The following is a 16,095-nucleotide window of genomic DNA, read 5'->3' as shown; positions in this document are numbered from 1 at the left end:
TCAGCCTTCCTGAAGAACGGTCAGTCCGTGGTCGATGAAGACGGGCACGAGGTCGCCGATCCGGTCGAAGCCGCGCCCGACCGTCTGGCCCAGCGTGTACCGGTAGTGGATGCCCTCCAGGATCACGGCGAGCTTGAACCAGGCGAACGCCGTGTACCAGGAGACACCGGAGACGTCGCGTCCCGAGCGCTCGGCGTACCGCTCGATCAGCTCTCCCGGGGACGGGTGCCCCGGGGCCTCGGCGGTGGTGGAGACCGGGGACTCCGCCATGCCCAGCGGCTGGCTGTACATCACCAGCAGGCCCAGGTCGGTGAGCGGGTCGCCGAGGGTCGACATCTCCCAGTCGAGGATCGCCTTGATCCTGTCGTCGCCGCCGATCAGGACGTTGTCCAGCCGGTAGTCACCGTGGACGACGGCCGGGGCGGGGGAGGCGGGCAGGGAGCGGCCGAGGGCGGCGTGCAGTTCGTCGATGCCGGCCAGTTCGCGGTTGCGGGAGGCGTCCAGCTGCTTGCCCCAGCGGCGCAGCTGCCGGTCCAGGAAGCCCTCGGGGCGGCCGAAGTCCTGAAGGCCCACCTCGGCGGGGTCGACCGCGTGCAGTTCGACGAGCGTGTCCACCAGGGACAGCACCGCGTTCCGGGTGCGCTCGGGGCCCAGTGGGGCCAGCTGCTGGGCCGTGCGGTAAGGGGTGCCCTCGACGAACTCCATGACGTAGAAGGGCGCCCCGAGCACCTCCTCGTCCTCGCACAGCAGCACCGGGCGCGGGACCGGAACCTTCGTCGGGTGCAGGGCGCTGATCACGCGGTGCTCACGCTTCATGTCGTGCGCGGTGGCCAGGACATGACCGAGCGGGGGCCGGCGTACCACCCACTTGGCGGTGCCGTCGGAGAGCGTGTAGGTGAGGTTCGACCGTCCGCCTTCGATCAGCCGGCCGGTGAGGGGGCCGGTCACCAGTCCGGGGCGCTCGCGGTCGAGGTGGGCGCGCAGCCGGTCCAGGTCGAGTCCGGGCGGGTGGTCGGCGCTCATACATCACTCCTATGAACGGGTGAACGGGACCCGACTCATGATGCCGACCGGTCGGTATGTAGTCCAGTGCGCGGAGCGATCACGCGGCCAAACGTGACCGGAGCCACGATAGGCCGACGGCCCCCCGGCGCGCTGCCCGGGGAGCCGTCGGCCCTGTCGCGGTCCGCGTTCAGTGGTCGTCCCAGTGTCCGTCGTGCTCGGCGTGCCGGTGGCCGCCGTGCAGATAGTCGATGTGATCGCCGTGCGGCACCTGGGCGTGCCCGCACTCGTCGTAGTGCACGTGCTCATGGCCCTCGTGAACGGTGTGCCCGGCCGGCTCGCACTCGTCCCAGTGACCCTCGTGCTCGCGGTGCAGATGCCCGTCGTGCACGTAGTCCAGGTGGTCGCCGTGCGGCACGGCGTTGTGCCCGCAGTCCGGACCGTGGCAGTGCGTGCCGTGTTCGGTGTGTTCCTGGTGAAGGGTGGTCATGGTGCTCACCTTCGGAGGTACGGGGTGTCGGCGACGGACAGGCTATGGGGCGAAGCGCTGTATATCGGTGCATACGGCTTGCGTGGCGTCCGAGTACCCCGGAGGGTCGAGGGCATGAAGGCCATCAGCTACCGCCACTACGGCGGACCCGAGGTGCTGGAGTACGGCGAGGTGCGCGACCCGAAGGTCGGCCCCGACCAGGTGCTCGTCAAGGTCCGTGCCGCGGCCGTCAATCCGGTCGACTGGAAGTGCCGCGAGGGCTATCTCGACGCGGTCCTCGACGCCGTCTTCCCGGTGATCCCCGGCTGGGACGTGAGCGGTGTGGTCGTCCAGCCCGGCGCCGCGGTCACGGAGTTCGCCGTCGGCGACGAGGTCATCGGCTACTGCCGCGAGGACTTCCTCTGCCGCGGCACCTTCGCCGAGTACGTCGCCGCGCCCGTGCGCACCCTGGCCCGCAAGCCGCGCAACCTGTCCTTCGAGGAGGCCGCCGGCCTTCCGCTCGCCGGGCTCACCGCCCATCAGGTGCTCGTGAGGTCGCTGGAGGTGGCGCGCGGCGAGACCGTGCTGGTGCACGCGGCGGCCGGCGGGGTCGGCTCCCTCGCCGTCCAGATCGCCGCCCACCTCGGCGCCCGGGTCATCGGTACGGCGAGCGAGCGCAACCACGACTTTGTGCGGGGCCTCGGCGGCGAGCCGGTGACCTACGGCGAGGGCCTGGCTGAACGGGTGCGCGCGCTCGCCCCGCACGGCGTGGAGGCGGTCTTCGACACCGTCGGCGGGGACACCCTGAGGACCTCGGCCAACCTGCTCACCCCGGAGGGCCGGCTGGCGTCGATCGCCGACCCGGAGGTGGTGAGCCTCGGCGGCCGCTACTGGTTCGTCCGCCCGGACGCCCAGGACCTGGGCAGGCTCTCCGACCTGGCCGAGCGGGGCGTGATCTCGGTGCACGTCCAGGAGACCTTCCCACTGGAGCGGACGGCGGACGCGCACCGGATGAACCAGGCGGGCCGCACCCGCGGCAAGATCGTGGTCACGATGAACCGGGAGGAAGAGGAGGGCGGCGCCGTCTGGGCCAGGGGAGAGGAGAGCACCCTCTACAGCGGGAGTCAGGAGGGCACCTTCTAGACCACGAGCACTTTCTGGACCACAGCACCCTCTAGACCACGAGCACCGCCGCGCACAAGGCCAGTGCCACCGCGCACAGCGCCGCCGTCGTCGCGTGCCGGGGAGCGAGCGCCCGTGGGCGGGGACCGGTCGCAAGGGCCCGGATCCGGCGATGGGCCACCGCCAGAAAGCCCAGGAAGAGCACGCAGCACAGCGCGCACACGGTCACTCCGGTGACCGAGGCGCCCCCGTGCAGGGCGGTCTTGACGGCGAGTACGGCGGCCACGGCGGCCGAGAGGGTCGTACGACGCCAGGCCAGCCGGGTGCGCTCCGGTTGCAGCCCGGGGTCCCGCCCGGCCGCGCTCACCCCGCCCATCCGGCCAGCACCACGATGACCATCGCCACGGCCACCACCGCGACGACCAGGCTCAGCAGCGCCGGGAACCGGGACGCGGGCAGGTCCTCACCGCGCCGGATCGCCCGCTCACAGCGCACCCAGTGGTTCACCGCGCGCAGGGAGCACAGCACCCCGGCGCCGAGCAGGGCGAGCGCCAGCCCGACCCGCCAGGCCCAGCGCAGGTCCGGCAGGAACTGGTCCACCGCGAATCCGCCGCCGATCAGTGCGAGCGCCGTGCGCAGCCAGGCGAGAAAGGTGCGCTCGTTGGCCAGCGAGAACCGGTAGTCGGGCGTGCCGCCTTCGTCCCGCACCTGCTCCGGCGCGAACCACAGCCGGATGTTCCGTACGAATTCGCTCACGCGGCCGACCCTACCCGGCGGTCATCGGCCCGCCCGGAACGCCCTCAGCCTCTCGTACGCCGCCAGCCCGTCCGGCACCCACTCCCACTCGGCGAGCCGCCGACCGACCTCCTCCTCGGGCAGGAAGTCGTGCCACTGGACCTCCTCCGCCTGCGGCCGCACGGGCAGTTCGCAGCGCACCTCGTACACCGCCGACCACCAGCTGTTCCCCGCCCCGTCGTCGTACAGGAACTTGAAGAGATACGTCGGCCGGGGCAGGCCCGTCACTCCCAGCTCCTCCTCGGCCTCCCGCAGCGCGGCCTCGTCGTAGGACTCGCCCGCTCCGACGACGCCGCCGACGAACATGTCGTACAGCGCCGGGAAGACCAGCTTGGTGGCCGTGCGCCGGTGCACGAAGAGCCGGCCGGCCGCGTCCCGGGCCTGGATGAACACGCACCGGTGGCGCAGTCCGCGGGCGTACGCCTCGCCGCGCGGGGACTGGCCGATCACCTGGTCGTTCTCGTCGACGATGTCGAGGATCTCGTCAGCAGGGTTCATGCCCCTCATCCAAGCAGGCGCCCGCTCAGCGCCGCTGGAGGTCCCGGGCCGACGGTTCCGTCTCCGCCGCACCGCACGGCATCGCCGGGTGCAGCCCGAGCAGCACGATGCCCGTGACCACCGCCGCGAGCCCGGCCGCCTCCCAGGCCAGCGCCCCGGTGTCGGTGCGCAGCCGGTCACCGAGGAAGCCGACGCCGCACAGGATCCCGGCGAGCGGCTCGGCCGCGGTGAGCGCCGGCAGCGACATGCGCAGCGGGGCCGTCTCGAAGGCGCTCTGCACCAGGACCAGACCGGTGACGCCGCACACCAGCACTCCGTACGGCTGCCAGCCGGTGAACAGCTCGGTGAAGCCGCCCTCGGAGAAGCGGGTGCCGCTCACCCGGGTCAGCGCGTCCTGCACGCCGTACAGCAGCCCGGCGGCGGTGGCCAGCAGCACCGGGCCCCAGCTCAGCCGGGAGCGCTTGCCGTACGTCGTGAGCACCAGGGCCGCGCCGACCATCGCGCCGATGATCAGCCAGTGCCGCAGCGGATCGGAGATGGCGCTGCCGGCCCGCGGCTCGCCCGCCAGGATGAACGCGCTCACCCCGCCCGCGAGCAGCAGCAGTCCCGCCCAGCCCTGGCGGCCCAGGGGCTGCTTGGTCTGGTGCCGGGAGAGGGCGAGCGCGAACAGCAGATTGGTCGCGAGCAGCGGCTCGACCAGGGAGATCTCGCCCCTGCCGAGGGCGATCGCGCCGAGCACCATGCCGGCCACCATCAGCCCCAGGCCGCCCAGCCAGCGCGGCACCCGCATCAGGTCGAGCAGCAGCCGGAAGGACAGGAAGTCGCTCAGTGGTGCCTTCTGCGCCGCGTTCTGCTGGAGCACGAACCCGAAGCCCAGGCAGCAGGCAGCACTCACGGCGAGCAGGAGAACCAGAACGGACACGCTGCGTACCTCGATCATCCGGCCGGACCACGGGTGCGTAGTGGCCGACTGTAGCGCCCCCGGGACGGCATTGACCCGTAAGTGCGCGGAACAGGGCAGTTGGCTCGCCATGTTCCGGGGTCGGCCGGCCCCGCGCCATGGCGTACGCCACAGCGGGCCGTCGGGTACCCCCGCCCGGGCCCCGGCCCACCTGTGCGGACTTCCTCAACTTCCCTGTGAGTCATCGTAGTTGAACCCAGTAACAGCCTCGTTCCGCTTGACGCAATCCTTGGCTGAGGGTTTGCTGTGAGTGATCGGCCGATGGCAGCCCGAGAAACAGGAAGTCCCGCGGTGCCCCCTCTCCCACCCCTGCTCGGCGCCCGCCGGGCCCCCACGGACCAGTCCGGCGACACCGCCCCGGACGACTCCGGCGCCTTCGACGGCGGCTTCGACGACACCTTCGACGATGCCGAACTGCAAACCGCCCGCGCCGCGTTCACCCAGGGCCGGCGGCAGGCCGCCCGATCCCTGCTCCGGCACACCGGCGACGACTGGGACCGCCGCGGCCACCGCCTCACCGTGCTCGCCCGGGAGCCGTACGCCGTGGCCTGGGCCCGCGACTGGCTGCACGCCGAACCCGGCTCCGCCGACGCCGCCGCACTGTACGCCCTCGCACTGGTCCAGCGCGCCCTGCGCGGCAAGGCGGACCCCGACCGGGCCCGCGAGGCTTGCGCCACCGCCGCCGCGCACGCCCCCGACGACCCCACCCCCTGGCTCGGCTCACTCCTGCTGGCCCGCACCCTCGGCCCGGAGCGCGAGGTGCTCGGCACCTTCGCCGAGCTGCGCCGCCGCCACCCCGAGCACCACCACGCCCACCACCTGCTCCTCGCCCGCCTCGCCGAACGGCCCTCCGGTGGCCGCGCCGCCGAGGACCACGAGGTGTACGACCTCGCCGAGCTGGCCGCCGCCGAGGCGCCCGCCGACTCCCCGCTCGCCGTCCTGCCGGTCGTCGCCTACGCCGAGCGCTACCGGGTCCTGGCCGCCACCGGTCTCGCCCCGGCCGACCCAGCCGCCTCCGGGCACTGGTCCGGCCCCCGGGCCCGCCGCATCCTGCGCGCCTGCTTCGACTGGTGGCTGGAGTGGGAGCACGACGAACACCCCCGGCGCCACATCGACCTCAACCACCTCGCCTTCGCCCTGTCCTGCGCCGGCCGCCCGGCCGAGGCGGCGGCCCTGTTCCGGCGTATCGGCCGGCACGCCACACCGGCACCCTGGTCCTACGCCCGCCGCGACCCCCGCACAGCCTTCCGGACGGCCCGCGCCCGCGCACTCGGGCACTGACCCGCGCACTCAGGCACTGAACGGCACGCCTCCGCGAGACGTACGTAAGAAGTGATTACAGAACCCTGACCACTGACCGGATCCCCTGGCCCCCTCGGGCCCCGAGTGCTCGAATGAATGCGTGAACTCTGAACAATCCGAGGAGCGGGACGGCACGCCCATCGGCCGTCGGGTCTTCCTCGGCACCCTCGGCCTGGGCGCGCTCGGCGTGGTCGCCGCGCCCACGCTGCAACGCGGCCTGGAGGGCTTCCTCGGCTCGGTGGCCGGCAAGGACCCCACGGGCCTGACCGGCCTGCTCCCCAACGGCGGCGGATTCCGTTACTACTCCGTCGCCGCGTCGGTGCCGCATCTGAACGCCACCGACTACCACCTGAAGATCGGCGGACTGGTCGACCGCCCGCACACCTACACCCTGGCCGATCTGCGCGCCCTGCCGCAGACCCGGCTGGTCAAGGACGTCCAGTGCGTGACCGGCTGGCGGGTCCCCGGCACCCCCTTCGAGGGCGTGCGCCTCTCCGACCTGCTGGACGCGGCCGGGGTCCGTGCGGGTGCGAAGGCGATCCACTTCACCTGCTTCGACGGCACCTACACCGAGAGCCTCACCCTCGACCAGGCCCGCCGCCCGGACGTCCTGGTGGCCCTGCGCATGCAGGACAAGGACATCTCCCACGACCACGGCGGCCCGGTCCGCCTCTATGTCGCCCCCATGTACTTCTACAAGTCGGCCAAATGGCTCTCCGGCATCACGGTCACCGACAGCGTCGAGCCCGGCTACTGGGAGCGCCTCGGCTACGACGTCGACGCCTGGGTCGGCCGGTCGAACGGACGGACCGATGAGCCTACGAGCTGACACCCCGGCCCCGCCGAGTTCCCGTGTCCGCCGCTTCGGCCCGGTCCAACGCTGGGTGCACCGCACGACGGCCGCGCTGATGGGGATCTGCGTGGTCACGGCGGCCGTGCTCTACATCCCCCAGCTGGCGGTGCTGGTCGGCCGCCGGGAACTGGTCGTCCGCGTCCACGAGTGCGCCGGGCTCGTCCTCCCCGTCCCGGTCCTGCTGGGCCTCGCCTCCCGCGCCTTCCGCACCGACCTGCGCTTCCTCAACCGCTTCGGCCCGCACGACAAGGTCTGGCTGCGCGCTGCGCTGGTCCGCGACAAACGCCGCTCCTCCCGCCCGGCGGGCAAGTTCAACGCCGGCCAGAAGGTCTACGCCGCCTGGATCGCCGGCGCCACCCTGGTCATGCTCGGCACGGGCCTGCTGATGTGGTTCACCCACCTCGCCCCGCTGGTGTGGCGCACCTCGGCGACCTTCGTCCACGACTGGCTCGCCCTGACCATCGGCGTGGTCCTGGCCGGCCACATCGGCATGGCCCTGGGCGACCCGGAGGCGAGACGGGGCCTGCGCACGGGGACGGTGAGCAGGGAGTGGGCGAAGCGGGAACACCCGTTGTGGCGACCCTAGTTCCCGAACTCCAGCAGCACCTTGCAAGACCGGCTCCTGTCAGCAGCCAGCTCAAACCCGGCGGCGGCGTCCCGCGCCGGAACCACCGCGCTGACCAGTCCGTCCAACTCGCTTCGCGTGGCCAGCAGTTCCAGCGCGTCATCGAACTCGGCGTCGAAACGGAACGCCCCCCGCAGCTCGATCTCCCGGCTCACCAGCAGGTTTCCGGCGAACGGCGATTGTCCCGGCGGCAGCATCCCGAGCTGTACGACCACACCACCGCGCCGTACGCGCCGCAGGCAGGTGTCGAGCCCGGCCGCGACCCCCGACGCCTCGACGGCCACGTCCACCTCGTCCGGCCATCCGGCGTCATCCGGATCGTCGGCCCGTACGAGCGTGCCGGCGCCGGCCACGGCGGCGTAACCCAGCGCCTCCGGCACCAGATCCGTCACGGTCACCCGTGCCGCGCCCGCCGCCTTCGCGGCCGCGACCACCAGGCACCCGATCGGCCCCGCCCCGGTCACCAGTACCTGCCGACCGGACAGGTCCCCGGCCCGCCGTACCGCGTGCAGCGCCACCGACAGCGGCTCGGTGAGCGCGGCCCGCCGCAGCCCGAGCCCGTCCGGCAGCGCCCGCAGCCGACCGGCCGGTACGGCGATCCGCTCGGCGAAGCCGCCCTGGACATGCGGAAAGCGGGCCGCGCTGCCCAGATACCGGGTGTCCCGGCACACGTTCGCCCGCCCGTCGGCGCACTCCGGGCAGCGCCCGCACGGGGTGGCGGGGTGCACGGCGACGGCCGTACCCGGCTCAGGACCGCCGGCCCCGGCGCCGTAGGACATCACCGTGCCCACCACCTCGTGCCCGAGCACCATCGGCTCCCGGAGCCGGAAGTCCCCGACCCCGCCGTGCCGCCAGTAGTGCAGATCGGAGCCGCACACCCCGCCGTAGCGGACGGCCACCAGGGCCTCGCCGGGTCCCGGTTCGGGCACCGGCAGTTCCTCCACCCGCAGCTCGCCCGCGCCGTGGATCACACAACCCAGCATCGCCGCAGCCCCTTTCAGAGGACGCTCGTCATGCCGCCGTCGACGTACAGGATCTGGCCGCCCATGAAGTCGGAGGCCGGTGAGGCGAGGAAGAGCAGGGCGCCCACCAGGTCCTCGGTACGGCCCCAGCGGCCCGCCGGGGTGCGTCGGCGGACCCAGGCGCTGAACTCCTCGTCCGCCACCAGCGGCCGGGTCAGCTCGGTCTCGATGTAGCCGGGGCCGAGGCCGTTGACCTGGACGCCGTACGGCCCCCAGTCCGCGCACATGCCCTTGGTGAGCATCTTCAGCGCGCCCTTGGTGGCGGCGTACGGCGCGATGCCGGGCCGGACCACCTCGCTCTGCAGCGAGCAGATGTTGACGATCTTGCCGTGGCCGCGCTCCGTCATCCGCCGGGCGGCCTCGCGGCCGACGAGGAACGCGCTGGTGAGGTTGGTGTCCAGGATCCGGTGCCAGTCGGCGTCGGTGAACTCCAGCAGCGGGGCACGCAGTTGCATGCCCGCGTTGTTGACGAGGATGTCGAGCGGGCCCACCCGCTCCTCGACCTCCGCGATGCCGGCGGCCACGGCCGGACCGTCGGTCACGTCGAACACCGCCGTGCGGACCCGGTCGCCGGGCAGTTCGGACGCGGCCTTTGCCAGCCGGTCCGGATCGCGCCCGTTGAGGACCACCGTGCAGCCGGCCTCGGCCAGGCCCCGGGCCAGCGCGAGGCCTATGCCCCGGCTGGAGCCCGTGACCAGGGCGGTGCGGCCGCTGATGTCGAAGAGAGGGTGAGCCGTCATCGTCGTACCGCTCCTATATGACCAGCGACAGCAGCAGGACCAGCCCGCCGGCGACCACCGAGATGATCGTCTCCATCACCGACCAGGTCTTGACGGTCTGCCCGACGCTCAGCCCGAAGTACTCCTTCACCAGCCAGAAGCCGGCGTCGTTGACATGGCTGAAGAAGAGCGAGCCGGCGCCGATGGCGAGGACCAGGAGGGCGGTGTGGGTGGTCGACATGCCGGCCGCGAGGGGAGCCACCAGGCCCGCCGCCGAGACCGTCGCCACCGTCGCCGAACCCGTGGCCAGCCGGATCGCGACCGCGATCAGCCAGGCCAGCAGCAGTGCCGGGATCGACCAGCTCTTGGATATGTCCAGGATCATCTGGCCCACACCGGAGTCGATCAGCGTCTGCTTGAAGCCGCCGCCCGCGCCCACGATCAGCAGGATGCCGGCGATGGGCATCAGGCCCTTGTCGACGGTCTGCTGCAGCCGCTCCTTGCTGAACCCGGCGGGCCGGCCCAGCGTGAAGAAGCCGACGATCACGGCGGCGAGCAGCGCGATCAGCGGGGAGCCGATGATGTCGAAGACCCGCTGGTTCATGTTCGTGGGGTCGTCGACGACGATGTCCACCAGCGCCTTGGCCAGCATCAGCACCACCGGCAGCAGCACGGTGGCGAGCGTCGCGCCGAAGCCGGGACGGCGCTCCAGCTCGTCGGAGGCGCGCTGCGGCAGCATCCGGTCGGGTGCCTGGACGTCCACCCAGCGGGCGGCGACCTTGGAGAACAGCGGACCGGCGATGATCACCGTCGGGACGGCGACCAGGATGCCCAGCGCCAGGGTCACGCCCAGGTTGGCCTTGACCGCGTCGATCGCGACCAGCGGGCCGGGGTGCGGCGGGATCAGGCCGTGCATCACGGACAGACCGGCGAGCGCCGGGATGCCGATGCGCATCAGGGAGTAGTTGCCGCGCTTGGCGACCATGAGCACGACCGGGATCAGCAGCACGATGCCGACCTCGAAGAACAGCGGCAGGCCGATCACGGAGGCGATGAGCACCATCGCCCAGGGCATGGCGCGCCCACCGGCCTTGGCGAGGATCGTGTCGACGATCTGGTCGGCGCCACCTGAGTCGGCGAGGAGCTTGCCCAGGATCGCCCCGAGCGCGATCAGGACGCCCACGCCGGCCACGGTGGTGCCGAGCCCGGTGGTGAAGCTGGTGATGGCCTTGTCGAGCGGCGCTCCGGCGACCGCCCCGAGCGCCAGTGACCCGATGGTCAGCGCCAGGAAGGCATGGAGCTTGAACTTGGTGATGAGCAGGACGATCACGGCGATGCCCACCAGCACCGCGATGCCCAGCTGGGCGTGTCCGGCGGAGGTGATCGGCGGAGGTGTGTCCGCTGCCAGCATCTCGACGCTGAGTCTGGTCACGGGGGTTCCCTTGCGTTACGGGGGGACGGGGGTGAGTGCTACGCGGTGGTGTCGGGAAGCGCTTCGAGTGCCTTCACGGCACGCTCGGTGATCTCCTGGGGGCTGCCGCTGACGTCCACGGCGACTCCCGCCTCGTCCGGCTCCAGGGGCTGCAGCGTGGCGAACTGGGAGTCCAGCAGCGCGGTCGGCATGAAGTGCCCCTGCCGCTGCGTCATCCGCTCCTCGATCAGCTTCCGGTCGCCGGTGAGGTGCACGAACACCACACCGGGAGCGACGGCCCGAAGCCGGTCGCGGTACGCCCGCTTCAGCGCCGAGCTGCTGACCACCCCGCCCAGTCCGGCCCGCCCGTGCGCCCAGTGACCGATGGCGTCCAGCCAGGGCCACCGGTCGGTGTCGTCGAGCGGGATGCCGGCCGACATCTTGTCGATGTTGGCCTGCGGGTGGAAGTCGTCGCCCTCGGCGTACGGGACGCCCAGTCGCGCGGCGAGCAAGGGACCGATCGTGGTCTTGCCCGTCCCCGCGACGCCCATCACGACGACGACCTGGGGGGTTCGCATTACTGCCTCGCTGTCTTCCTCGACATCCGACGCCGCAGCGGCGTCGCCACACTGAAACCCATTAGGTACGACGAATTCAAGAGTCTGTGACATATAAGTCTGACTTTTTCCGTCGGTGATCCACGCCGTACGCTGAGTGCATGACCACACCGGGCCGGGGGCTGCACGGCCATGTACTTGACACCCTCGGCCCCGCGATCACCGCGGGCGAGTACCCGCCGGGCAGCGTGCTGCGCACCGACGAGCTGGCACAGCACTTCGAGGTGTCACGCTCCGTGATGCGGGAAGCGGTCCGGGTGCTCGAATCCATGCACCTGGTCGAGTCCCGCCGCAGAGTGGGCGTGACGGTCCGCCCCAAGTCCGAGTGGAACGTCTACGACCCGCAGGTCATCCGCTGGCGCCTGGCCGGCGCCGACCGACCGCACCAGCTGCGCTCGCTGACCGTGCTGCGCTCCGCGATCGAACCGGTCGCGGCCGGCCTCGCCGCCAAGCACGCCACGGCGGAGCAGTGCGCCGCACTCACCGAGTGCGCGCTCGGCATGGTGGCCAACTCACGCGGCCACAAGCTGGAGGAGTACCTGGTCCACGACATCGCCTTCCACCGGGTCATCCTGAACGCCTCGGGCAACGAGATGTTCGCCCGGCTCGGCGACGTCGTCGCGGAGGTACTGGCCGGCCGCACCCATCACGAGGTCATGTTCGAGGACCCCGACCCGGCGGCGGTCACCCTGCACGTGCAGGTCGCGGAGGCGGTCCGCGCGGGCGACGCGACCCGCGCCGAACAGCTGACCAGGGAGATCACCGTGGGCGCCCTGCAGGAACTGGACATCCTGGCGCCCTAGCCGGCGCTATTCCAGGAAGTCCCCGTCCACGTACACCCACGCCCCGTCGACCCGCTCGAACCGGCTCCGCTCGTGCAGCGAGCCTCCCCGGTAGGAGGCGCGGAAGGTCACCGTGCCCGTGCTGTGGAAGGCGGACCCGTCGGCGGTGCCGAGGACCTCCAGCCCCGTCCACTTCATCCCCGGGTCGAGGTCCAGCCGCTCGGGCCGGGTCCGCGGATGCCAGGTGCGCAGTAGATACCCCGCGTCCCCCTTCACGAACGCGCTGTACCGCGAGCGCATGAGCAGTTCAGCGGTCGGCGCGCTCGCGGCCCCCGCGTGGAAACGGCCACAGCAGGCGTCGTAGGGCTGGGAGAGTCCGCAGGGGCAGGTGCGCGAGGTCATGCCCCACATTGTGCCCGGGCCAGGGGAGGCGTTCGTCTCGGGCGGGGTGCACAGTGGAAGGGCAGTGCAGCCCAGGGAGGCGGACCATGACCCGACCCGTGACCAGCCGTCCTCCGGCCGTCAAGGAGTGGCGACTGAACCTGTACCTCTCCGAGCACGACCCGGACACCACCGCCCGGATCGTCCTGGACACCGGCGACAACGTCCTGGAGAGCCACGCGGAGGCCCGCCGCAACCCGTACGACCCCGATGTACCGGAGATAGGCGACGAACTCGCCGCCGGACGGGCCCTGATCGCCATGGGCCGCAGGCTGCTGCGCGCCGCGGACGGGGACATCAAGGCGGTGGGAGCGGCCGACACGGAGGAGGACATGTCACCCCTCTGGCTCGACCGGGAATGACGCCCCTCACCTCCCCTTCCGCAGGAAGCGGCGCAGCCGGGTCAGCGACCAGGTGTTGATCACGTCCTCACCGGTGAGCCAGCCGCGCTGCGCGGTGCCGACGCCGTAGCGCAGCTGCGCGAGGTGCGGGACGGAGTGCGCGTCGGTGTTCACGGCGAACTTCACGCCCTGCTCCCTGGCGCGCAGGATGTCCTCGTCGCACAGGTCGAGACGGTCCGGCTGGGCGTTGACCTCCAGCGCGGTGCCGGTGCGCGCGCATGCGGCGAACACCTCGTCCCAGTCGGCGTCGACACCCGGCCGCTTGCCGATCAGCCGGGTCGTCGGATGCCCGATGATGTTGACGTACGGGTTCTCGCAGGCCCGCACCAGCCGCCGGGTCATGGCCTTCCGGTCCAGGTCGAAGTGCGAGTGCAGCGAGGCCACGCACAGGTCGAAGCCGGCCAGGAACTCCTCGGGCCAGTCCACCGAGCCGTCCGGGCCGATGTTGAGCTCCGTGCCGTGCAGCAGCCGCATCCTGTGACGGGTGCCGTCCAGCTCCCGCACCCTCTCCCGCTGGGCGAGGATCTTCTCGTCGGTCATGCGCTGCATGTACAGGTTGGGCGCGTGGTCGGTGACCGCGTAGTACTTGTGACCGCGCTCGGCGGCCGCCGCCACCATCTCCTCCAGCGGGGCAAGACCGTCGGTGAGGTCGGTGTGGGTGTGCAGGTCACCACGGATGTCCTGCTCGGTCACCACCTCGGGCAGCTCGCCGTGCAGGGCCGCCTCGATCTCCCCGCGGTCCTCCCGCAGCGTCGGCTCTATCCACGGCAGCCCGAGCCGCGCGTACACCTCCTCCTCGGTGCGGGAGGCCAGCGAGTCCCCGCTCTCGGCGTCGAACAGGCCGTACTCGGACAGCTTCAGCCCCTGGTGCACGGCGATGGTGCGGGTGCGGATGTTGTGCGCCTTCGAGCCGGTGAAGTACTGCATCGCGGCACCCCACGACTCCGGCGGCACCACCCGCAGATCCACCTGGAGCCCCTTGCCCGTGCGGATCGACGTCTTCTTCGAGCCCCGGGCGATGACCTCCGCGGTGGCCGGCAGCTCGCACAGCGCCGCCATGAACGGCTCCGACTTCCTCGCCGCGACCAGCAGGTCCAGATCCCCGACGGTCTCCCGCATCCGGCGCAGCGACCCGGCGTACGCGCAGCGCTTGCACCCGGTCACCGCGGACAGCTCCGCGACGATCTCCTCGGCGGTGTCCAGGGCCAGCGACAGCGGCACCCGGGCGCCCGCCCGCTGGAGCAGCTCGATGCCGTGCCGGATGTTCTCCTGGGTCTTCTCGCCGAAGCCCTTCAGATCGGCCAGCGCGTCCGCCTCGATCGCCGCGGCCAGCTCGTTCACCGACGAGATGTGCAGGTCCTCGTACAGCCGCAGCGCCTTCTTCGGGCCCAGCGTGGGGATCGTGATCAGCTCCCGGACCCCGGCCGGGATCTTCGCCCGGCGCTCCTCGACGACCGCCATCTTCCCGGTGCGCAGGTACTCGACCACCTTGTCGGCGATCGACTTCCCCACGTTCGGGATCTCCTTCAGACCGCCCTCGTCCAGCTTGGAGATGTCGGCCGGATACCCGCCGATGGCACGCGCCGCCTTCTCGTAGGCGCGCGCCTTGAAGGCGTCGCCTCCCGTGATCGCGATGAGGTCCGCGTACTCCCGCAGGAGCGCCTCGACCTCGTCATTGGGCCGGGCCACCCTTCAAGTCTAGGAAACTCCCCCGAGCACCGGCAGCGGCGGCAGCTTCGCCCCGTACACCCACTCCTGGAACAGTCCGTCGAGCGGCTCCTGAGCGAACCGGGCCACGTGCCCGGTGAACGCCTCCGTCGTCACCGACCCGTTCCGGTGCAGCCGCACCCAGCCGCGCAGCATACGGAAGAACGCGTCGTCGCCCAGCGCGCAGCGCACCGCGTGCAGGGCCAGGCCGCCCCGCTCGTAGAGCCGGTCGTCGAACATCGCCTTGCGGCCCGGATCGGCCAGCCTGAGGTCCTGCGGCAGCGTGGCCAGCAACCGGTGTGCCGCCGCGGCCAGTTGCTGGGCGCCGCGGCCGCCCGAGCGCTCGGACCACAGCCATTCCGCGTACTTGGCGAAGCCCTCGTTCAGCCAGATGTGCCGCCAGTCGGCGATGGTCACACAGTTGCCGAACCACTGGTGCGCCAGCTCGTGCGCCACCAGCCGCTCCGAACCCCGGGCGCCGTCCACATGGTTGGCGCCGAACAGCGACAACCCCTGTGCCTCGACCGGCACATCGAGCTCCTCCTCGGTCACCGCGACCGCGTAACCGTCGAACGGGTACGGCCCGAACAACTCCTGGAACAGCTCCATCATCGCCGGCTGCCGCGCGAAGTCCCGGGAGAACTCCGGCAGCAGCCGCGCCGGGATGTGCCCGTGCTGCGGCACGCCCCCCGGACCCGGGTCGCCCAGCAGCACCGTCTGGAACCTGCCGATCGCCAGGCCGACGAGATAGCTGGACGTCGGCGCGGACTGCTCGTAGACCCAGGTCGTCGTGGAGGCCTTCGTCGTACGGGTCAGCAGGCGCCCGCCCGTGACCACCGCGTACGCGGACGGGACGGTGACCGAGATCAGATAGGACGCCTTGTCGGCGGGCCGGTCGTTGCACGGGTACCAGGACGGCGCCCCGACCGGCTGGCTCGCCACGAGCGCACCGTCGGCCAGCTCCTCCCAGCCGAGCCCGCCCCACGGGCTGGCCACCGGCTTGGGGTTCCCGGACCAGTGGACCTCCACCGTGAACGCGGCACCGGCCCGGACGGGCTTGGCCAGGCGGATCCGCAGCCGTCCGCCGCGGTGCGTGAAGTGCGGCTGCCGGCCGTCCACCCGGACCCGGCCGATCCTGAAGCCGGCCAGGTTGAGCTGGAATTCCGTGAGCGGCGCCGGTCCGGCTATGGCGTTGATCCGGGCGGTGCCGGACAGCCGGTTCGGGCCGGGGCGGTAGTCCAGCGCGAGTTCGTAGCGGTGCACCCGGTACCGGGAGTCACCGTTGTCCGGGAAGTACGGGTCCCGGCCGACCGACTGCTGAACTGCCACTGCTGTGTCCGCTCCCTGCGCTGTGCCACCACTGGGTGC

General features: G+C 71.7%; 19 protein-coding genes. 6 read left to right on the top strand and 13 right to left on the bottom strand.

Going from position 1 to position 16,095, the window contains the following annotated elements; all coding sequences use genetic code 11:
* Together ACZ418_RS24050 and ACZ418_RS24045 are read right to left on the bottom strand one after the other, a co-directional pair.
* A complete protein-coding gene (locus ACZ418_RS24050) occupies window positions 1–1,023 on the bottom strand; it encodes a phosphotransferase family protein (protein WP_468366277.1) in 1,023 nt (340 codons plus the stop codon).
* A gap of 169 nt (window positions 1,024–1,192) precedes the next feature.
* A complete protein-coding gene (locus tag ACZ418_RS24045) occupies window positions 1,193–1,492 on the bottom strand; it encodes a hypothetical protein (protein ID WP_468366275.1) in 300 nt (99 codons plus the stop codon).
* 114 nt (window positions 1,493–1,606) lie between these two features.
* Here ACZ418_RS24045 and ACZ418_RS24040 point away from each other — a divergent pair, with 114 nt between their 5' ends.
* Window positions 1,607–2,614 (top strand): NADP-dependent oxidoreductase, encoded by a 1,008-nt coding sequence (locus ACZ418_RS24040; protein WP_468366272.1) that lies wholly within the window; start codon window positions 1,607–1,609, stop codon window positions 2,612–2,614.
* Between the two features lie 31 nt (window positions 2,615–2,645).
* Here ACZ418_RS24040 and ACZ418_RS24035 read toward each other — a convergent pair whose 3' ends face one another.
* The 4 genes from ACZ418_RS24035 to ACZ418_RS24020 are packed head-to-tail and all read right to left on the bottom strand — an operon-like array spanning window position 2,646 to window position 4,808.
* Window positions 2,646–2,969, bottom strand: coding sequence for a DUF202 domain-containing protein (locus ACZ418_RS24035; RefSeq protein WP_468366269.1), 324 nt, complete (start codon window positions 2,967–2,969; stop codon window positions 2,646–2,648).
* Complete coding sequence (locus ACZ418_RS24030; protein ID WP_468366266.1) at window positions 2,957–3,349, bottom strand: YidH family protein; 393 nt, start codon at window positions 3,347–3,349, stop codon at window positions 2,957–2,959. The genes ACZ418_RS24035 and ACZ418_RS24030 overlap by 13 nt, the downstream gene beginning before the upstream one ends.
* A gap of 21 nt (window positions 3,350–3,370) precedes the next feature.
* Window positions 3,371–3,886, bottom strand: coding sequence for an NUDIX hydrolase (locus tag ACZ418_RS24025; RefSeq protein WP_468366264.1), 516 nt, complete (start codon window positions 3,884–3,886; stop codon window positions 3,371–3,373).
* Between the two features lie 25 nt (window positions 3,887–3,911).
* Entirely contained in the window at window positions 3,912–4,808 is an 897-nt protein-coding gene (locus ACZ418_RS24020) for a DMT family transporter (protein WP_468366262.1), read from the bottom strand.
* Between the two features lie 330 nt (window positions 4,809–5,138).
* On the opposite strand from ACZ418_RS24020, the gene ACZ418_RS24015 reads away from it, so the two are divergent.
* The 3 genes from ACZ418_RS24015 (at window position 5,139) to ACZ418_RS24005 (ending at window position 7,588) form a co-directional block, all read left to right on the top strand.
* Window positions 5,139–6,128: a hypothetical protein gene (locus ACZ418_RS24015; RefSeq protein WP_468366259.1), complete on the top strand. Its 990-nt coding sequence runs from the start codon at window positions 5,139–5,141 to the stop codon at window positions 6,126–6,128.
* Between the two features lie 121 nt (window positions 6,129–6,249).
* Entirely contained in the window at window positions 6,250–6,978 is a 729-nt protein-coding gene (locus tag ACZ418_RS24010) for a molybdopterin-dependent oxidoreductase (RefSeq protein WP_468366256.1), read from the top strand.
* Window positions 6,962–7,588 (top strand): cytochrome b/b6 domain-containing protein, encoded by a 627-nt coding sequence (locus ACZ418_RS24005; RefSeq protein WP_468366253.1) that lies wholly within the window; start codon window positions 6,962–6,964, stop codon window positions 7,586–7,588. Before ACZ418_RS24010 ends, ACZ418_RS24005 begins: the two co-directional genes overlap by 17 nt.
* Here the strand turns inward: ACZ418_RS24005 and ACZ418_RS24000 are convergent.
* Genes ACZ418_RS24000 through ACZ418_RS23985 form a run of 4 tightly spaced genes read right to left on the bottom strand, consistent with a single transcriptional unit; the run spans window position 7,585 to window position 11,357 of the window.
* The gene (locus tag ACZ418_RS24000; RefSeq protein ID WP_468366250.1) at window positions 7,585–8,610 is read right to left on the bottom strand and encodes an L-idonate 5-dehydrogenase; all 1,026 of its coding nucleotides are present in this window, start codon (window positions 8,608–8,610) and stop codon (window positions 7,585–7,587) included. The genes ACZ418_RS24005 and ACZ418_RS24000 overlap by 4 nt on opposite strands.
* 14 nt (window positions 8,611–8,624) lie before the next feature.
* The gene (locus ACZ418_RS23995; RefSeq protein ID WP_468366248.1) at window positions 8,625–9,389 is read right to left on the bottom strand and encodes an SDR family oxidoreductase; all 765 of its coding nucleotides are present in this window, start codon (window positions 9,387–9,389) and stop codon (window positions 8,625–8,627) included.
* Between the two features lie 13 nt (window positions 9,390–9,402).
* A complete protein-coding gene (locus ACZ418_RS23990; RefSeq protein WP_468366245.1) occupies window positions 9,403–10,800 on the bottom strand; it encodes a GntP family permease in 1,398 nt (465 codons plus the stop codon).
* A gap of 38 nt (window positions 10,801–10,838) precedes the next feature.
* A complete protein-coding gene (locus ACZ418_RS23985) occupies window positions 10,839–11,357 on the bottom strand; it encodes a gluconokinase (protein WP_468366242.1) in 519 nt (172 codons plus the stop codon).
* Between the two features lie 140 nt (window positions 11,358–11,497).
* On the opposite strand from ACZ418_RS23985, the gene ACZ418_RS23980 reads away from it, so the two are divergent.
* Complete coding sequence (locus ACZ418_RS23980; protein WP_468366239.1) at window positions 11,498–12,199, top strand: FadR/GntR family transcriptional regulator; 702 nt, start codon at window positions 11,498–11,500, stop codon at window positions 12,197–12,199.
* Between the two features lie 6 nt (window positions 12,200–12,205).
* Here ACZ418_RS23980 and ACZ418_RS23975 read toward each other — a convergent pair whose 3' ends face one another.
* Complete coding sequence (locus ACZ418_RS23975) at window positions 12,206–12,580, bottom strand: YchJ family protein (RefSeq protein ID WP_468366236.1); 375 nt, start codon at window positions 12,578–12,580, stop codon at window positions 12,206–12,208.
* Window positions 12,581–12,666: 86 nt separating this feature from the next.
* Between ACZ418_RS23975 and ACZ418_RS23970 the strand changes: the two genes are divergently transcribed.
* Window positions 12,667–12,981 (top strand): dsRBD fold-containing protein, encoded by a 315-nt coding sequence (locus tag ACZ418_RS23970; protein WP_468366233.1) that lies wholly within the window; start codon window positions 12,667–12,669, stop codon window positions 12,979–12,981.
* Between the two features lie 6 nt (window positions 12,982–12,987).
* Here ACZ418_RS23970 and polX read toward each other — a convergent pair whose 3' ends face one another.
* Window positions 12,988–14,709 (bottom strand): DNA polymerase/3'-5' exonuclease PolX, encoded by a 1,722-nt coding sequence (polX, locus tag ACZ418_RS23965; RefSeq protein ID WP_468366230.1) that lies wholly within the window; start codon window positions 14,707–14,709, stop codon window positions 12,988–12,990.
* A 9-nt stretch (window positions 14,710–14,718) separates the two neighbouring features.
* Complete coding sequence (locus ACZ418_RS23960) at window positions 14,719–16,056, bottom strand: M1 family metallopeptidase (RefSeq protein WP_468366227.1); 1,338 nt, start codon at window positions 16,054–16,056, stop codon at window positions 14,719–14,721.
* Window positions 16,057–16,095 lie beyond the last annotated feature (39 nt).

The organism is Streptomyces sp. NPDC030820 (genome assembly GCF_055572075.1).
The sequence above is the reverse complement of the archived record's forward strand: the minus strand, read 5'-3'. Positions and strand labels throughout refer to the sequence as shown.